Consider the following 17,803-nt stretch of genomic DNA (forward strand, 5'->3'; position numbering starts at 1 on the left):
AGTTTAGGTTTCAATTCTGAAAATATGGGCAGGAATGCTTTGCGGATGCAACTCCACGTAATTCCATTCATTTTGCCACATATAATTTGAACCATTTAGCAGGTCGTGTACGTTGTAGGAATTTGGGTTTTTTATCTTGAACAGGTCTACCGGCATTTTCACCCAGCCCGACTGGCTGTGATCTGGATCCAGGCTCACCACGATCAGCAGTTTATTACCGGAATCTTCGTCGATCTTTGAATAACAAAGGATCATTTTATTGTCGGTTTCCGAAAACTCGATATTCCAGGTGGTCTGGAGTGCGTGATTTTCAAGGCGAAGCAAGTTGAGCCTGGTAATGAGTTCTTTGGTCTTGGTAGACTTGTGCCAGTCCCAGTTCTTGATCTCATATTTTTCAGAACGGGTATACTCTTCTTTTCCGGGATAGGCTTCATTCAGATTAAATTCGAAAAGCGGCCCATAAATGCCGAAATTTGAAGAAAGCGTGGATGCCAGGACTATCCTGATAAGAAATGCTGATTCCGGCTGGTCTTCCAGGGAAACCGGAAGAATATCGGGGGTGTTTGGCCAGAAATTCGGCCTGAAATATTCCCGAAGCTCAGATTTTGAAAGTTCGGTAAGATATTCAATAAAATCTTCTTTGGTGTTTCTCCAGGTGAAATAGGTATAGGACTGGGTAAACCCGAGTTTAGCCAGTTTTTCCATCACCCTTGGGCGCGTAAAGGCTTCGGCCAGGAAGATGATTCCGTCGTGTTTTTCATTGATCTCCCGGATCAGCCAATTCCAGAAAACGAAAGACTTGGTGTGAGGGTTATCTACCCGAAAGATCTTTATTCCCTTGTCTATCCAGTATTCTACAATGCTCTTGAGTTCTTCCCAGAGATTTTTCCAGTCTTCGGTTTCAAAATTTACCGGTAATACATCCTGATATTTCTTTGGCGGGTTCTCTGCATACTGTACGGTCCCGTCTGGCCTCCATTTAAACCATTGCGGGTGTGCCTTAACGTAGGGATGGTCTGGAGAGCACTGTATCGCAAAGTCCAGGGCTATTTCCATATCCAGATCGTGAGCTTTTTCAACGAAACTTTTAAAATCCTCAAGACTGCCCAGTTCCGGATGAATGGCCTTATGCCCTCCTTCTTTAGAACCGATCGCCCAGGGAGAGCCGGGATCTCCGGGGTTGGCTTCCGTGGCATTATTTATTCCCTTGCGATGACTTAGCCCTATGGGATGAATTGGCGGAAGATAGATCACGTTAAAGCCCATCCTGGCAATTTCGGGTAAGATCTTTTCACTGTCTTTAAATGTTCCGTGTTTACCTTTGTGTTCTGAAGACGATCTGGGGAAAAACTCATACCAGGCACTAAAGAGCGCTCTTTTTCTTTCCACCTTTAATATCAGGACCTTCTCATACCAGGTAGCAATCTTTTTGTCCCGGGTGTTATACATCATCTCGGCAGTTTCTTTGCTAAAAACCTGCTCGATGGCACGGCCTTCGCTTTTTGGGTCTTTAAGCAATGTCATCCACTTTTCCAGTTTCTTTTTCTGGCCAACAGTGGCCCTTTCTTTTGCTTTTTCCATTAGTTCGGCTCCTATCAGCAATTGGAGTTTTATATCCTGTCCGGCTTCCATCTTTTTCTCAAGGTCAGAAAGCCAGGTTGCGTAATGATCTACCCAAGCCTCCAGGGTATACTCATAATATCCTGTTTCTTCAGGAATAAGACTGGCCGTCCAATGATCATTTTCTTCAAAATTCATTGGAATTTCATTCCATTTTTTATCCCTGCCCCCTTTTTTCTTTTGTTTTCTGTAGAGCAGGACAGCTTCCAGTTTATCGTGACCGTCCCCGAAAATATCCGCGCTAAGCTTCATCGGTTCGTTCACTATTCGTTTTACCGGATGCTTCCCGCAATCAATTTGAGGGTATACGTGTTCTATGACTATTCTTTTAAGACCTTCCAAGTTATTAGTATTTTAAAGGGTTGTCGAGCCTTAAGGCTTGAGATAATAAGGCGAAAAGGGTGATAGAGGGGGCGTTTAAATCACTTAAAATTAGATGATTGCGTGCTAATTGTAAGTTAAAAATATATTAAACATTGAAACTTAAAACTTATCATTCATAGATTTGGTTGGTTATCTAAACTTTGAAGCAGAAGGGATATGGAAAGGATTTTGGGCCCACATTTTATTAATGATGGCTGTAGCTTTACGGTTTGGGCTCCTTTTGCTGAAAAGATCCGGATCCTTCTTAAGAATTCTGAAAAGCCCATAACACCGGAAATGGATAAGGCCGGTTATTGGGAAGTTACTCTGAAAAACATTGAACCCGGGACTTTATATAAAATTGAAGTTGACGGGGAAAGCTATCCCGATCCTGCTTCCAGGTCGCAACCTCACGGAGTGCATTCGTGGTCTGAAGTGGTTTCTGAAGAATTCTCCTGGGATGACGAATCCTGGATTCCGCCAAAACAGGAGCAGCTCATAATTTATGAATTGCATACCGGTACCTTCTCTACAGAAGGGAACTTTAGCGGAATACAGAAGAAATTGGATCACCTGAAGGAGCTTGGGATAAACTGTATTGAGATTATGCCTATCGCCAGATTTCCCGGTAACCGGAATTGGGGTTATGATGGGGTGTATCCATTCGCTGTCCAGGAAAGTTACGGAGGGAGGGGACAGCTGAAAGAATTGATAAATGAAGCCCATAAAAAGGGAATCGCGGTCATTCTGGATGTGGTCTATAACCATATGGGCCCTGAAGGAAATTATCTTTCCCTTTTTGGTCCTTATTTCACCTCAAAATACGAGACTCCCTGGGGGCAAGCGATGAATTTTGACGATGAATATTCTGATGAGGTTTGCAATTTCTTTATTCAGAATGCCAAAATGTGGCTCGGGGAATTCCATTTTGACGGGTTGCGCCTTGATGCCGTACACGAGATTATAGACAGCAGTGCTATTCATTTCTTAAGGCAGCTGAGCTATTCGGTTAAGGAACTGGAACGGGATACCGGTAAAAAATACTTTCTTATAGCCGAAAGTGACCGTAATGACCGCAGAACTATCGATAATTATTCCAATGGTGGCTACGCTTTGGAGGGACAGTGGACAGACGATTTCCATCATTCCGTTCATACTCTTCTAACCTCTGAAAAGGACGGGTATTATTCCGATTTTGGTAAGCTTTGGTGTTTTAATAAGGCCTTGAAACAGGCCTTTGTTTATGACGGTATTTATTCAGAACACCGTAAACGCACCGTAGGCATTGATCCTGAAGGCCTGGCACCTGAAAAATTCGTGGTTTGTGTGCAAAATCACGATCAGGTAGGGAACCGGATGCTGGGAGAAAGACTTTCTGATCTTGTTTCTTTTGAAGCACAAAAACTCGCTGCAGGAATCCTGCTTGTTTCGCCTTATGTGCCTATGCTTTTTATGGGCGAGGAATTTGCTGAATCCAATCCTTTCCTGTACTTCGTGAGCCACGGGGATAAAGAGTTGATCCGGGCTGTCCAGGAAGGCCGGAAAAGAGAATTCAAATATTTTCTGAAACAGGAAGGGGATTTTCCAGACCCGCAGGCTGAAGAAACTTTTTTACGTTCAAGGCTTAACTGGAATTTTAAAGAAGACCCGTTTAAGGCCTGTATTTTTGAGTATTATATGTATCTCATCAAACTAAGAAAGGAAGCAGCTTTTAAAGAATTAAATGCCAGAAATTTTAATATAGAGGCCAGTGAAGACCGAAAATTGCTTAACTTAACTACCAATGGTCCGGATAAAAAGTTATATGTGGCCATTAATTTTGAACGTACTCCCCAAACTATAAAAATACCAGCAACCGGGAACTCAGCTTCCTGGAAAAAGATCATTGCTTCAGCCGAGAAGAAATGGAAAGGACCACTGTCTTTTCCTGATGCCTTTAAAGCTGAAAGTCACTTCGAACTTCCACCTACTTCAATTTTGGTATACAAAACCTGAGCTATCAGGACTTAATCATCCGGCTGCAGGACCGGGCTTTACCCGTAAACTGTCAGCTGCTAAAATTGTTCCTTATGAATAATAAATATATCTGTATACACGGCCATTTTTATCAACCTCCCCGCGAGAACCCCTGGCTGAACAAAGTTGAGATCCAGGATTCTGCTTATCCTTTCCACGACTGGAACCACAGGATAAATGCCGAATGCTATGTACGTAATACCTCTTCCAGGATCCTGGACCCGGAATCTAAGATCAGTGCCATTATGAATAACTATGCCTGGATGAGCTTTAATATAGGACCAACTCTCCTTGCCTGGATGGAAAATGAAGCGCCGGAAACCTATGAGGGTATCCTGAGGGCAGACCAGGAAAGTCAGAAACGATTCTCCGGTCACGGCTCGGCACTTGCCCAAGCATATAATCACCTGATTATGCCACTTGCCAACCGACGGGATATGGAAACCCAGGTTATTTGGGGAATAGAGGATTTTGAATCCCGTTTTAAACGATATCCGGAGGGGATGTGGCTTGGTGAAACCGCGGTCAATACCGAAGTTCTGGAGGTCCTTGCCAAGTACGAAATTAAATTCACCATCCTGTCTCCTTATCAGGCAAAACAGGTAAGGAAAATAGGAGATACGGAATGGAAAGATGCCTCTAATGCAAAAGTTAATCCCAGAAAAGCCTACCGCTGTAACCTTCCTTCAGGCAGATATATTGACCTGTTTTTTTACGATGGTCCGGCCTCACAGGGAGTTGCATTTGAAGGCTTGCTGGATAATGGTGAAGATTTTGCGAAACGGCTTACCGGGCAGTTCACCTCTTCACAGGAAACTCAGCTGGTTCATATCGCTACTGACGGGGAGAGCTATGGTCACCACCACTACCTTGGAGAAATGGCGCTTTCCTATTGCTTAAATAAAATTGAAAACGATAAGGATATTAAGCTCACTGTTTATGGAGAATTCCTTGAAAAATTCCCTCCTGAATATGAAGCCCAGATTCTTGAAGATACCTCCTGGAGTTGTTCACACGGCGTCGGCCGCTGGAAGGAAGATTGTGGCTGCAGTACCGGGGGAAGGCCAAACTGGAACCAGAAATGGAGGGCACCCCTCAGGGAAACTTTCGACTGGATAAGGAAGGAACTTATAATCCTGTATGAGAAGGAAATGGAGGCCTTCTCTTCCCGGGCCTGGGAACTAAGGGATAAATATATAATGATAATCCTTGATAGAAATGAAACTAATGTAGCTGAATTCCTTAAGGAAAATTTTGAGCAGGAACTTTCTGAAGAAGATAAGGTGAAGGTCCTGAAACTACTGGAGATGCAATACCATTGTATGCTTATGTATACCAGTTGCGGCTGGTTCTTTGATGAAGTGACGGGAATTGAATCTATGCAGGATATCTTCTACGCCACCAGGGCTATTCAGCTGGCCGATGAAATAAACGGAAAAGTTTATGAGGCAGATTTCGTAAAACTCCTGGAAAAAATACCCAGTAATATTCCGGAATTCGGAACTGCACTTACCGCCTATAATCGTTATGTGAGGCCAATGCGAATTGATATGATAAGGGTTGGAGCACACTATGCTGTTTCCTCACTTTTTGAAGAGTTTCCGGAAGAGATCAACCTTTATAACTTCAAGGCTTCGGTTAAGGCGAATTATTATTATGAAGCAGGAAAGCAAAAGCTTGTAATAGGCAGGACAGAGTTCAAATCTGACATTACCTGGGAAACCGTTGATATTTCCTATGCCGTGCTGCATATGGGAGACCATCATCTTTTTGGGGGAGTCAGGAAATTTCTTGGGTCTGAGGCTTTGGAAGAGATGCATCAAAAAGCGGCTGAACTGTTCAAAAAGGGAAATATCTATGAGATCTTCAATATGATGGACGCCTTTTTTGGAAACCACAATTACTCCTTCTGGCACCTTTTCCGGGATGAGAAAAGGCGAATTATGGAGCAGGTGACCGAGAATACGCTTAAAAGTGCAGAAGCTGCGGTGCAACAGTTGTATGATAATGCTTACCCGTTGTTACAGACCTTCAGGGAGATCAACCTGCAAGTCCCTAACCGCCTTAAACTGCCCATAGAAATGGCAGTGAACACGAAACTCACCCATATTTTAAAGGACAAGCCATTTAACCTCCAAAGATTCACTAAGATTCTTAACTCTTCTGAACTTGTGGAACTTGAACTTGACGTGGTAACCCTTAATTATCTTACCAATGAAAAACTTACTTCCCTGTTAAATGACCTGAAGCAGCACCCTGAGAATCTCACCATTCTCGCTGAGATTAATCATTTGCTTAAAGTTATAAGTAAAAGTTCCATCAAACCCGATAAATGGGAAGCTCAGAATATCGCATTTCAAATTAAATCTGATCATTTTTCGGTTTTTAACCGCAACAGCGAAGATGGCAATCCCGAATCTCTGGCCTGGGTTTCCGGGTTTAAAGAACTGGCGAATCACTTAAATCTTGTCGTGAAGTGAAAGTGCCGATAGCCACATACAGACTTCAGTTATTTTCAGGTTTTGGGTTTCAGGAACTGAAGGAAATTCTGGATTATCTGGAGCAACTCGGGATTTCCACTATCTATGCCTCCCCTTTTTTTGAAGCCAGAAGAGGAAGCACTCACGGCTATGATAATACAGACCCGCTTAAGATCAATCCTGAGATAGGTACGCTGGAGGAGTTCAGGGAGATTAGAAAATTGCTTGATAAGAAAAAAATGAGCTGGATCCAGGATATAGTCCCTAATCATATGGCTTTTGATCCGGCGAATCCCTGGATTCGGGATATTCTAGAGCTTGGTGTAAAGTCTCATTATTATCAGCATTTTGATATTGACTGGAATTATAAGGAATTAGACAAAATAATGGCTCCTTTTCTTGGGGAGCTGAAAGAAGAAGTGATCAAGAAGGGGCAAATTAAATTAGATTTCGGGGAAAATGCTTTTGTCTTTAGATATTTTGAAAATTCCTACCCGGTAAATCTGCAAACCTATTCAAGGATCTTTGAAGAACTGGAGGAAAAAGAATGGAAAAAGAAGTTCCGCTCTTTTTCAGGAACTGCTGAGGAGTTACAAAGGTTAAAAGCAGGTTTATGGGAGGAGCTGGATAAAAACCCCGTAATGAAGCATAAGATAAGTAAGAAGTTTGTTCAGATCAACAGTTCCCACAACTCTATAAGGGAAATTCTTCAGCTTCAAAAGTTTGTCCCTGTATATTGGAGAACCACCGAAAATGAGATTAATTATCGCAGGTTCTTTACCATAAACCATCTTATTTGCCTTAGGATGGAGGACAAAAAGGTATTTAAGGATTACCACGGTTTTATAAAGAAACTGGTAGAGGAAGAACTGATAAATGGGTTAAGGATAGATCATATAGACGGTTTGTTCGATCCACTGGAATACCTGCAAAGGCTGAGGAAAAACTTTGGGAAAGACGCCTACCTGGTTGTTGAGAAGATTCTTGAAAAATACGAGGAGCTTCCGGCAGAGTGGCCTGTGGAGGGAAGCACGGGTTACGAGTTTCTGGCACAGGTAAATCAGTTGCTTACCGCTAAAAAGAATGAAACTAAGTTTACAGAATTTTATAAGGCTCTGGTGCCGGAACTATCAGGTTATGAGCAAATTGTGTTTCAAAAGAAGCAGCTTGTACTGGAAAGCCGGATGAATGGAGAGTTGCAAAATCTATACGATCTTCTGGATTCAGGAAAGCTTCTCGAAAAGAATGATTTTGAAGGATATTCAGTAAAAAAGGCACTTGGAGAAATACTCGCAGGTTTTCCGGTTTACAGGATATATCCGCAACAATTCCCTCTGAAAGAGAATGAAAAACAGGTAATAGAGGAAGCTGTTAGCCAAGCATTAAAATATACTTCTGAAGATACTGATATTTTTACGCAGCTTAAGGCTGTTTTATTGGGGGAATCTGATGCTGATGAAGATAAATCACTTTACTTCCTGCAAAGGTGCCAGCAGTTTACCGGGCCATTGGCGGCAAAAGGCGTGGAGGATACCAGCTTCTATATCTATAACAGGCTTATTTCTCATAATGAGGTTGGAGATTCTCCGGAAGGCTTCGGTATTAGCACCACAGAATTTCACCAAAAAATGTTTCAGCGTTTAGACAGGTTTCCTTTGGCGATGAATGCTTCAGCAACTCACGATACCAAGAAGGGTGAGGATTCCAGGATGCGCCTGAATGTTCTAAGTGAAATTCCTGATGAATTTTTCAGAAAAGTTAAAGAATGGCAGCAGCTGAACGGATTTCTGAAAAAAAGAAATATTCCTGATGCTAATGAGGAATACTTTCTTTATCAAAGTCTTTTAGCAGTAAAAGCATTTGGGGAAGAAACGGACTTTATTGAGCGTACAAAGGCTTATATGCAGAAAGCCTTAAGAGAAACCAAAGTGAATTCCAGCTGGGCCAGTCCTGACGAATCCTATGAAACGACGGTTCTGGAGTTTGTTGAAGCCATCTGGGAAAACAGGGAATTCAGGACTTCCTTTGATCCGTTTATGGAAAAGGTCAGTTATTATGGATGTTTAAAATCCCTGGGGCAGGTCGTGCTGAAATCTACGGCTCCCGGGCTTCCGGATGTATACCAGGGCACCGAATTATGGGAGTTTAATTATGTAGATCCTGACAACCGAAGGGCTGTTGATTATGAATTGAGGAAAAAATACCTGACTGAAATTAAACTAAACAAATCTCTGTCTTTATCAGGATTAAAGGGGAATTATCAAAATGGCAAGATCAAATTATATGTGTTGAATAAACTTTTAGAGTTGAGAAAAGCAGATCCAAAACTTTTTTTTGAAGGAGACTATATTCCTGTCGAATTAGAGGGAAGGATATCAGATGGATTTATAGCATATTTCAGAAAATATAAAAAAAGAAGGGTCCTGGTTGTTCTGGCCCTGGAAGTAACTAAGGTTTTTGATGATAAGGGGTTTATTCCTGTTCCTGAAGAGACCTATATTTTACTAACAGAGAAATTTCCGAAAAAATGGAAAAACATCCTGAGCGGAGTAATATATGAATTCGGGGAGAGGATAAATGTTACTGAGCTTTTGAAAGAATTCCCCATTGTTGTTTTAAAGACTGAAGGATGAAAACGAAAAGAAGCAGCGGCATATTATTGCATATAACTTCCCTTCACTCAAAATTCGGGATCGGTGATTTGGGACCTGAGGCATATAAGTTTGTGGACTTTTTAAGTGATTCGGGCTATTCCTGGTGGCAGCTCTTGCCGTTGAATCCCACCGGGGAAGCTTACAGCCATTCGCCTTATAGCACCTATTCTGCGTTTGCCGGGAATGCCTTAATGATAAGCCCTGAACTTTTAGAGAAGGAAGGGCTTGCAGACCTGAAAACCGCAAAACTTCCGAAAGGAATAAAGGATAAAAAAGTAAAATTTAAACCGGTAGTTCGTTACAAGGAACATTTACTGGATGCGGCCTATAGTGCTTATCTTCAAAAACAGGAACAAAAGAAAGAATTCATCTTTTTTTGTGAGAAGCACCGGGAATGGCTGAATGATTATGCCCTGTTCGAGGTGTTGAGAAAGCAATATTCCGATAACTGGCCCGCGTGGCCGGAAGAATTTCGGGATCGCAAGAAAAAAGATTTAGAGAAGCTGGAAACTGAAAAAAGGGAACTTGTAGAAAAGGAGAAATTCATTCAGTACCTGTTTTTTAAACAATGGGAAGATCTGCTGGAATATGCTCATTCCAGGGGAGTAAAAATGCTCGGGGATATCCCGTTCTATGTAAATCACCATAGCGCCGATTGCTGGGCCAATCCGCAGTATTTTAAGCTTTCAGAAAACAGCGAGCCCGAAAAGATATCAGGTGTTCCCCCCGATATTTTTAGCGATACAGGACAGTTGTGGGGCACGCCCATTTACCACTGGAAAAACCTGAGAGCAGATGATTACAGTTGGTGGAAAGCCAGGTTAAAACAGAATCTCTTTCTTTTTGACCTGGTACGGCTGGATCATTTCAGGGCTTTTTCGGCATTCTGGGAGGTGAATGCCGGGGAGAAGACAGCGATTCACGGAAGATGGGTAAAAGCCCCAGGCACCGATTTTTTCAGGAACCTGAAGAAAGAGTTTCCCGAAATGCCATTTATTGCTGAGGACCTGGGTTCGCTGGATGAAGATGTTTATACTCTCCTGGAGAGATTCAAATTCCCGAGAATGAAAGTCCTTCAGTTTGCTTTCGGGGGGCATAAACTGGAGAACCCGTACCTTCCTTTTAACCATACTGCAGGAGATGTAGTGTATACCGGCACTCACGATAATAATACCTGCAAGGGATGGTACAGGCATACTTCAGACAAGGAAAAACAGCACTTAAAAGATTATACTTCGTTAAAAGTTAATAAGAAGAACGTTAATAAAGTGATGGTGGATCTCGCCCTGAAATCGGTTGCCTGGCTGGCTATAGTACCGCTTCAGGATATCATTGGTCTTGGAGAGAGCGGTATTATGAATGTCCCTTCCGGAAAGGGCGAGCACTGGACCTGGCGTGTTAGCCCGCAGGAAATTCCCGTGGACAGAACAGCAGAATTAAAGGAACAGAATATCCTTTATGGCCGCTGTGAAGAGAATTAGGTGACTACAGCCTTCAATTCGTTCCTGTAAGTGGAAGGCGATTTTCCCGTGAACCTCTTGAATTGTTTGTTAAAGTGACTGAAATTATTGAAACCGCTTTCAAAACATACATCGGTTATACTTATCTGTTTCTCATGTAACAGCTTAGCCGCATGTACCAGTCTATATTCATTTAAAAACTGAACAAAAGTTTTTCCCGTGATCTTTTTAAAATAGCGACAGAAGGCGGGAACCGTCATACTAACCTTTTCGGCGATCTCTTCCAGAGGCACCGGTCTTTTAAATTCTTCTTTTACGAAATTGAAGATCACATTTATCCTGTTATTGTCCTGTAATTCGGTTTCCAGGATGAAGCCCTGGGCGTTAAGGACGGTATAATTATTTGAATCGGCCAGCATCTTCAGGATTTCCAGTAATCCTATCAATCGGCCGTAACTGTCTTCTCTTTCAAGTTTTTCGATCCTCTTCCCGATGTTCTTTTTACTTTCTTTATGAAAGACAATCCCCATTTTCGCTCTTTCAAGCAGAGCCCTTATGTTTTTCATTTCTGGGATATCAAAAAACCGGTCTCCCAAAAACTCGGGTTTAAGCTGGATCACCGATTCCTGTTCATAATTGGTAAGGGTATCGGTAAAGCCGCAATGCGGAAGGTTAGAGCCTATTAAGATGAGGTCGCCATTTCTGTAATAAGAAACGTGACTTCCTATTTGTCGTTTTCCAGATCCTCCGTTCACGTACACCAGCTCGATCTCCGGATGGTAATGCCAGAAATTGTTGCTTTTGTTCTGGTTATTCCTGTCATAGAATTTACAGGTAAACGAACTGCCAAAAGCCGGTTCTATACTTTCGAAGGTTGGTTTTATTGAATTATTCATAAAAATTCATTTTTGATAATAAAAATGTAATTTAAAATATGGCTGCCTGATGGTGGGATATTTGCTTAAATATGTGCAATATAAACATCGTTGTTGTGTGATAATAATAACCGATGTGAAAAAAGCACATAAATGTGTTCATACAGTACTGTCGTTCTAAGAACTTCAGGCTTACTTTTGCTTGTGTGATTCTCAGAGAATTGGAGTTATTAACCTTTAAAATTGAAGATTATGAAAAAAGTAAGCAGAACACTGATCCTTGTATTATTACTGGTTACAAGTTTTAATATATACGCAGCCAAAGACTGGGATGTGAAAGTGAGTGAAGAACAGCACCTTGTTGTGGAACTGGATAGCAACCTTACGGGAGCCGTAGTGAGCCTGCAGGACCTTAAAGGGAATATCCTTTATAAGGAAGTGCTTTCTAATGACAGGTTCAGTAAGCAGTTTGATTTTGAACTTTTACCCGAAGGTACTTACTACCTGAAACTGGATAAAAAAGAAGGAGTCCTTAGGACTGAAGTGAAAAAAAGCGCTTACGGGATAACGGTGAGCGACAAAACTGATATTGTTTTCAAGCCTGTTTTTAAAGTTGAGGGAGATCTTGTAAAAGTATTCCTTCATAATAACAGGAATGTAAAAACCTCTATGGAAGTGACCGACGCCTATGGTGAGGTGGTAGGTGTAAGTTCAGACAGGAGACAGGTTTTTAAAAGAACCCTTGACTTTTCTGAAGTTCCTGCCGGAGAATATACCGTAAGCTTTATGGTAGGAGAGGAGATTTTCTCGAAGAAGCTATATATAGATTAGTTAGATTTATTTACTGAGTTTTTTTAGAAGGGCCCGCACTTGCAGCGGGCCTTTTTATTTCAATATTCCCTAAGCTGATTCTTATCATATATAGTCTGAAGTCCTCCCGTTACTTTTGGTCTCAAAATTTTGATTATGAATTCAGTATTGATAGGGAAATATAATGTGCCCGGGCCAAGATATACCAGCTACCCCACGGTACCTTATTGGGATGATGAGAGTTTTACTGCAGTTGCCTGGAAAGAAAGCCTTACACGCAGCTTTAAGGAAAGCAATGCTAAGGAGGGCATCAGCTTATATATACATCTGCCTTTTTGCGAGAGTCTTTGCACCTTTTGCGGTTGCAATAAGCGGATCACCAAGAATCACGGAGTTGAGGTGCCGTATGTGGCAAGCCTTTTAAAGGAATGGGATATCTATCTGAAGCTTTTTAAAGAGCGGCCCAGGATCAAGGAGTTGCATTTTGGAGGGGGAACCCCAACCTTTTTTTCTGTTAAAAGCTTACAGTTTTTGCTTGACGGGCTCTTCGGGAAAGCCGATAAAGCTGAAGATTTTGAGTTCAGCTTTGAAGGTCATCCCAATAATACACTTCCGGAACATCTGGAAGTTCTGGCGAAATACGGTTTCAGACGAGTAAGTTACGGGGTGCAGGATTATAATGAAACCGTTCAAAAGGCCATTCACCGCATTCAGCCTTTTGAAAAGGTTAAAAGTGCTACCGGGGCAGCGCGTAAAGCCGGATATACTTCAGTGGGGCATGATATCATTTTTGGGCTTCCTTTTCAGAAAGCAGAGCATATTGTTCATACTATTGAAAAGACCAAAGAGCTGATGCCGGACAGGATTGCTTTTTACAGTTATGCGCACGTGCCCTGGATAAAGGGCAATGGCCAGCGTGGTTTTAAGGAAGCTGATCTTCCTTCAGCTGAAGAAAAAAGAAGGATGTACGAAACCGGGAAGAAAATGCTGGAAGATGCGGGTTATGTGGAGATCGGAATGGACCATTTCGCATTGAAAACCGATTCTCTTTACAAATCTGTTGAAAAGAAACAACTGCATCGAAATTTTATGGGCTATACGTCTTCCACCACACAGGTGATGGTAGGTTTAGGTGTTTCGGCCATAGGTGACAGCTGGTATGGGTTTGCACAAAATGTAAAAGGTGTTCAGGAATACGAGGCTCTTGTTGCTGAAGGAATTCTGCCGGTGTACAGGGGTCATATTTTAAATGAGGAAGATCTTATTATAAGACGTCATATTCTTAATCTTATGTGTAAACTTGAAACTTCGTGGAAGGGAGATGATCTCAAATTCCCTGAACTTCCTGAAGTGCTGATTAGTCTGAAAGAAATGGAAAAAGACGGAATCCTCAAGTTAGATGCAGAAGGGCTTAGTATTGGTGAGTTGGGAAGGCCTTTTGTTAGAAACGTGTGTATGGCATTTGACCTCTTGTTGCAAAGAAAAAAGCCTGAAACCAGGTTATTTTCGATGACCGTATAAGAACATTTAAAATACTTAAAAAGGCCTGCCGGTCTTCTTAATCTTCCGTCCAGTGCTGATTAAGGATTCGGCAAGCCTTTTTAATTTCGGGTGGGACTATTTTTTATTATTAAAAATGGCTTTTGTCACTACGATAATAAGGACCAGACAAACCAGTCCGAAAACTCCTATTATTGTAGCTCCCATTTCCCAGTTTACGAGAGCGATTGCATTTGAGATCATACCTGTGGTTTTATGGTTAGAGATTCATTTGATTATTTATGGCAACTGTAATTGGCACTTATTTCCTGTTGAACGGGCTTTGGAGAAATATAGGGAATCCCGATCCCCATTCCTCTTAGTATGAATAACAAACCTATAAGCACTACGAAATAAGGAATGCTTTTCCTGATCTTTATTCTCACTTTTCCGCTCACAAAATTTCCCAGATAAATGGCCGTGGTCATTAAGGGAATAGTCCCTGCTCCAAATAGCACCATATACAGGCTTCCCTGAAATGCATTTCCACTGGCCAAAGCTCCAAATACGGCCATATATACCAGGCCGCAGGGGAGGAATCCGTTCAGAAAGCCCACACTCAAGAAAGTATCGGGAGTTTTCTTTTTAAGTTCCTTTCCAAGTCTGTTCTTTACTTTCGATATTATCCTGTAAACAGGTTTGGAAAAATTATACTTATTGAAGCTTCGTTGTGGCAACAGAATGGCCAGGATCATTAATATTCCAACTGCTACAGATAGCTGCTGCTGCATTCCGAAAAGATAAAGCCCTTTTCCCAGAAGTCCGAAAAGCAGGCCGATGATGGCATAAGCAAGAATTCGCCCAAAATGATATATGAATATCTGAACGAATTTCTTTGAATTACTATGCCGGTCTACCGGGAGCACAAAGGCTATTGGCCCACACATCCCCACGCAGTGAAAGCTTCCCAGAAGACCGAATATGAATGCAGAGAGCAACATTAAAAGACTATTTCCTTTTTATACAAGTAATCTTTCCCTTCATACTTCCAGCTCACACTGATATTCCATCTACCCGGAATGAATTTTTCTTTCGGGATCTCCATTCTGTAATCTGAAAGTTGTACCGGTACCTCAAAATCGAACCTTTTATCTGATGGTCTGTAAAGGCTTACCTTTCCGTCTATCTTGTCCGGATCCAAATTTTCAGGAAAAGTAATTATCCATCCGTTCTCACTTCTGGCGTCGCTAACATTCTCCGCTAAACTGAAGGCATTTTCCTCGGCATCAATTTCCTGCTGATAAAGGAGTTCTTTCTTATAATAGTCTTCGGTCACCAGATCGTGATCAAATCTGGAATCGGTAAGCATGTTGATGACCAGATATAAAATAAAACTTATAAAAGCCACCATCCCGATCACCAGTCCTGTTCCCCAGTTAATTTTCATAATTCTGTATTTTAATTATAGCTGCGCGGCCCCAGGAAGGTGGTAGAGGTAGTCTCTATCAGATTATCTCCACTGTAAACGCCTATTTCAACTTTATCTTTTTCATCCTTGAGGGCACTGCCGTTTATTTCTATAAAGAGCGTACCTTCAGTAAGTTCCTGCCCCGGAACAAGAATAGCTCCTTGCTGTACGAGATGGATATTTCCGTTGTGGGACATTAGTTTAAAATGAACATTTTCTATATTATGTGTGGTTTTATTTACCAGTTTATAGGTGTAAACATTACTGATAATATTGTTCTCTTTATGTTCATAGAGTTGCCCCGGAAGCCTTAATATTCTTGCTTCAACTTCGCTTCTCAGGAAGAGCATTCCCGTAAATACCGAGATAAGAATACCCAACACCGCTATATATCCTTTGATGCGCGGGGTAAATTTAAACTTCGTCTTCTTTTCTATATTCTCTTCACTGGTATAGCGGATAAGGCCTTTAGGCAGGTTCACGGCCTCCATCATACTATCGCAGGCATCAATACAAGCAGTACAGTTCACACATTCCAACTGGGTCCCGTTCCTGATATCGATTCCTGTTGGGCATACCTGCACGCATTGGAAACAATCTATACAATCTCCTTTGCCTGTTGCTGCCCTGTCTTCATTTTTCCTGAATTTGGCCCTTCCTTTTTCTTTTTCACCCCTTTTATGATCGTAGCCAACCACAATAGATTTTGTATCCAGCAGCACGCCCTGTAAGCGACCATAAGGGCAGGCGATTACACACACCTGTTCCCTGAACCAGGCAAAAACAAAATAGAATACCCCAGTAAAAATAAGAAGGGATCCAAAGGTGCTGGCGTGATCTGCCGGGCCATCTGTGATATATTTCACCAACCTGTCGCTCCCTATAAAATATGCCAGGAAGACATTGGCAATAAGAAAGGAGATGATGAAAAAAATGCTCCATTTCAGGCTTTTCTTTCTTATCTTTTCGGCATTCCAGGCCTGTTTGGAAAGCTTAATTTGTTTTCCGCGATCGCCTTCTATCCAGTATTCTATTCTTCGGAATACCATCTCCATAAAAATGGTCTGAGGGCAGATCCATCCGCAAAAGATCCTTCCAAAGGCTACGGTAAACAATATGATAAAGACCACCCCTATGATCATCATCAAAACAAAGAGGTGGAAGTCCTGGGGCCAGAAGGGGAAACCGAAGATATTGAAACGCCTTTCCAGTATGTTGAACATCATCAGCTGATTTCCGTTAATTTTTATGAACGGAAATGCAAAAAGGATAGCCAGCAAAAAATAGCTTACATACTTGCGATATTCGTAAAATTTACCCGATGGTTTTTTCGGATAGATCCAGGCTCTTTTTCCTTCGTCATCTACCGTAGAAATACTGTCTCTAAATTTTTCTTTATCGGTGCTTCCCACAACTTTTTGTTTTGAACCGGGAGTTTTTTGAACTCTGAAACTCCCGGGCATTTTTATATTACTCCAACGAAGCTTCTTCAGAAGAGGCTCCTGAAGTTTTTTCTTTTGTCCAGATGATATCTCCCTGGGCTTCCTTGGCATCTTCAGGATTTGTGCCCTGGAGGCTTATCACGTAACTTGAGACCTGGGCAATTTCTGAAGGGCTCAAACTGGATTTCCAGGCAACCATTCCTTTTCCGTCACGTCCGCCTTCAGAAATAGTGCTGAAGATATTACTAATACCGCCACCCAGGATCCAGTGCTCGTCGGTAAGGTTAGGGCCAATCCCGCCACCTCCGTCCGCACGGTGACAGGCCGCACAGTTGTTGTTGAAAATCGTTTTTCCTTTTTCCAGTTCTCCGGCATCTGTGATCAGTTCAACTGAACTGGCATCGATCAGATCTGGGGCGTTTTTCTTGTATTCTTCCACGGCAGCTTTAGCTTGAGCCATTTCGGTCTGAAATTCTTCCTTCTGAGATTCCCCGTCAAAAATGTGGTATCTGGCCATATAGATGCCGGCGAAGACTATACTGATGTAGAATCCGTAAAGCCACCAGGAAGGGAGGTCGTTATCCAGTTCCTTGATGCCGTCGTAATTATGATCAAGAATGATCTCGTCTTCTTTTTCTATAGGTTTTTTATTCAGTAAGGAGGCATATAGCTTCTTAAGCCATCCAAACTGACTGGCTTTCCTTTCAGCTTCTTCCGCATCAAACTGAGCTCTTGCTTCAGGAGTGAGTCCGCGATAAAGAAGATTCCTGAGGCTCGAAACCGAAACTTCTATTGCTATGGCAATTACCAGGACTATTGCTAAAATCAGCCAGCTTAGGGGATAGTCCAGGACGGCAGATTGATCTCCTGTTTCTACCGTAATTTCCATAAGAATGGCAGCAAGAGCCAAAAAACCTATAATTCTTAAATATGAGAATGTATTTTTCATAATTATTCTTCGTTTTGATTAGCGTCTAACGGAAGATTGCTTACTTCATTTATATAGGTTTTGCGAGCGGTGAGCACCCACCAGAACAGCAGCACGAAAAAGATGAAGAAAATTAGCAGGGAAATGATGGGGTAGACCTGTACCCCATCTATACTTTCAAGATTACCTTTAATAAATTTCAACATGA

The 17,803-nt window shown here is 41.9% G+C and carries 14 protein-coding genes; 6 read left to right on the plus strand and 8 right to left on the minus strand.

The genetic code is table 11. The annotated features are described in order from the left end of the window. Positions 1-3 precede the first annotated feature (3 nt). Positions 4-1,962 carry an alpha-1,4-glucan--maltose-1-phosphate maltosyltransferase gene (locus ACFQ3Q_RS08530; RefSeq protein WP_380744824.1) on the minus strand — a complete coding sequence of 653 codons (1,959 nt, stop codon included), beginning with the start codon at positions 1,960-1,962 and terminating at the stop codon, positions 4-6. A 198-nt stretch (positions 1,963-2,160) separates the two neighbouring features. Here ACFQ3Q_RS08530 and treZ point away from each other — a divergent pair, with 198 nt between their 5' ends. From treZ to malQ, 4 genes are all read left to right on the plus strand, one after another. Next, complete coding sequence (treZ, locus tag ACFQ3Q_RS08535; RefSeq protein WP_380744825.1) at positions 2,161-3,978, plus strand: malto-oligosyltrehalose trehalohydrolase; 1,818 nt, start codon at positions 2,161-2,163, stop codon at positions 3,976-3,978. A gap of 74 nt (positions 3,979-4,052) precedes the next feature. After that, complete coding sequence (locus tag ACFQ3Q_RS08540; RefSeq protein WP_380744827.1) at positions 4,053-6,479, plus strand: DUF3536 domain-containing protein; 2,427 nt, start codon at positions 4,053-4,055, stop codon at positions 6,477-6,479. After that, positions 6,476-9,112, plus strand: coding sequence for a malto-oligosyltrehalose synthase (treY, locus tag ACFQ3Q_RS08545; protein ID WP_380744829.1), 2,637 nt, complete (start codon positions 6,476-6,478; stop codon positions 9,110-9,112). The genes ACFQ3Q_RS08540 and treY overlap by 4 nt, the downstream gene beginning before the upstream one ends. After that, positions 9,109-10,614, plus strand: coding sequence for a 4-alpha-glucanotransferase (gene malQ, locus ACFQ3Q_RS08550; RefSeq protein WP_380744831.1), 1,506 nt, complete (start codon positions 9,109-9,111; stop codon positions 10,612-10,614). The genes treY and malQ overlap by 4 nt, the downstream gene beginning before the upstream one ends. Here the strand turns inward: malQ and ACFQ3Q_RS08555 are convergent. Beyond that, positions 10,611-11,489, minus strand: a complete 879-nt coding sequence (locus ACFQ3Q_RS08555; RefSeq protein ID WP_380744833.1) for an AraC family transcriptional regulator — start codon at positions 11,487-11,489, stop codon at positions 10,611-10,613. The two genes, malQ and ACFQ3Q_RS08555, sit on opposite strands and share 4 nt — an antisense overlap. A gap of 231 nt (positions 11,490-11,720) precedes the next feature. Here ACFQ3Q_RS08555 and ACFQ3Q_RS08560 point away from each other — a divergent pair, with 231 nt between their 5' ends. Together ACFQ3Q_RS08560 and hemN are read left to right on the plus strand one after the other, a co-directional pair. Further along, positions 11,721-12,299 (plus strand): hypothetical protein, encoded by a 579-nt coding sequence (locus ACFQ3Q_RS08560; protein WP_380744835.1) that lies wholly within the window; start codon positions 11,721-11,723, stop codon positions 12,297-12,299. Between the two features lie 135 nt (positions 12,300-12,434). After that, entirely contained in the window at positions 12,435-13,799 is a 1,365-nt protein-coding gene (gene hemN, locus ACFQ3Q_RS08565) for an oxygen-independent coproporphyrinogen III oxidase (RefSeq protein WP_380744837.1), read from the plus strand. A 96-nt stretch (positions 13,800-13,895) separates the two neighbouring features. On the opposite strand, the gene ACFQ3Q_RS08570 is transcribed toward hemN, so the two are convergent. The 6 genes from ACFQ3Q_RS08570 to ACFQ3Q_RS08595 are packed head-to-tail and all read right to left on the minus strand — an operon-like array spanning position 13,896 to position 17,801. Further along, positions 13,896-14,021 (minus strand): hypothetical protein, encoded by a 126-nt coding sequence (locus ACFQ3Q_RS08570; protein ID WP_380744839.1) that lies wholly within the window; start codon positions 14,019-14,021, stop codon positions 13,896-13,898. 32 nt (positions 14,022-14,053) lie between these two features. After that, on the minus strand, positions 14,054-14,758 hold the full coding sequence (locus ACFQ3Q_RS08575) for a sulfite exporter TauE/SafE family protein (RefSeq protein WP_380744841.1): 705 nt from the start codon (positions 14,756-14,758) through the stop codon (positions 14,054-14,056). Continuing rightward, complete coding sequence (locus ACFQ3Q_RS08580; protein ID WP_380744842.1) at positions 14,758-15,204, minus strand: FixH family protein; 447 nt, start codon at positions 15,202-15,204, stop codon at positions 14,758-14,760. Before ACFQ3Q_RS08580 ends, ACFQ3Q_RS08575 begins: the two co-directional genes overlap by 1 nt. 11 nt (positions 15,205-15,215) lie before the next feature. Next, positions 15,216-16,778, minus strand: a complete 1,563-nt coding sequence (ccoG, locus tag ACFQ3Q_RS08585; RefSeq protein WP_380744844.1) for a cytochrome c oxidase accessory protein CcoG — start codon at positions 16,776-16,778, stop codon at positions 15,216-15,218. Then, positions 16,696-17,616: a cbb3-type cytochrome c oxidase N-terminal domain-containing protein gene (locus ACFQ3Q_RS08590; protein ID WP_380744846.1), complete on the minus strand. Its 921-nt coding sequence runs from the start codon at positions 17,614-17,616 to the stop codon at positions 16,696-16,698. The genes ccoG and ACFQ3Q_RS08590 overlap by 83 nt, the downstream gene beginning before the upstream one ends. 2 nt (positions 17,617-17,618) lie before the next feature. Continuing rightward, positions 17,619-17,801: a CcoQ/FixQ family Cbb3-type cytochrome c oxidase assembly chaperone gene (locus ACFQ3Q_RS08595; protein ID WP_380744848.1), complete on the minus strand. Its 183-nt coding sequence runs from the start codon at positions 17,799-17,801 to the stop codon at positions 17,619-17,621. Positions 17,802-17,803 lie beyond the last annotated feature (2 nt).

This window comes from Salegentibacter chungangensis (genome assembly GCF_042678405.1).
Taxonomy (GTDB): domain Bacteria; phylum Bacteroidota; class Bacteroidia; order Flavobacteriales; family Flavobacteriaceae; genus Salegentibacter_A; species Salegentibacter_A chungangensis.

Excerpts from the sequence above, each read along its gene's own strand:
- ACFQ3Q_RS08560 (WP_380744835.1), top strand. The coding sequence starts at position 11,721 with ATGAAAAAAGTAAGCAGAACACTGATCCTTGTATTATTACTGGTTACA.
- ACFQ3Q_RS08590 (WP_380744846.1), bottom strand. The coding sequence starts at position 17,616 with ATGAAAAATACATTCTCATATTTAAGAATTATAGGTTTTTTGGCTCTT.
- ccoG (WP_380744844.1), bottom strand. The coding sequence starts at position 16,778 with ATGCCAAGGAAGCCCAGGGAGATATCATCTGGACAAAAGAAAAAACTT.
- ACFQ3Q_RS08595 (WP_380744848.1), bottom strand. The coding sequence starts at position 17,801 with ATGTTGAAATTTATTAAAGGTAATCTTGAAAGTATAGATGGGGTACAG.
- ACFQ3Q_RS08540 (WP_380744827.1), top strand. The coding sequence starts at position 4,053 with ATGAATAATAAATATATCTGTATACACGGCCATTTTTATCAACCTCCC.
- ACFQ3Q_RS08555 (WP_380744833.1), bottom strand. The coding sequence starts at position 11,489 with ATGAATAATTCAATAAAACCAACCTTCGAAAGTATAGAACCGGCTTTT.
- hemN (WP_380744837.1), top strand. The coding sequence starts at position 12,435 with ATGAATTCAGTATTGATAGGGAAATATAATGTGCCCGGGCCAAGATAT.
- malQ (WP_380744831.1), top strand. The coding sequence starts at position 9,109 with ATGAAAACGAAAAGAAGCAGCGGCATATTATTGCATATAACTTCCCTT.
- treZ (WP_380744825.1), top strand. The coding sequence starts at position 2,161 with ATGGAAAGGATTTTGGGCCCACATTTTATTAATGATGGCTGTAGCTTT.
- ACFQ3Q_RS08570 (WP_380744839.1), bottom strand. The coding sequence starts at position 14,021 with ATGATCTCAAATGCAATCGCTCTCGTAAACTGGGAAATGGGAGCTACA.
- ACFQ3Q_RS08580 (WP_380744842.1), bottom strand. The coding sequence starts at position 15,204 with ATGAAAATTAACTGGGGAACAGGACTGGTGATCGGGATGGTGGCTTTT.
- ACFQ3Q_RS08575 (WP_380744841.1), bottom strand. The coding sequence starts at position 14,758 with ATGTTGCTCTCTGCATTCATATTCGGTCTTCTGGGAAGCTTTCACTGC.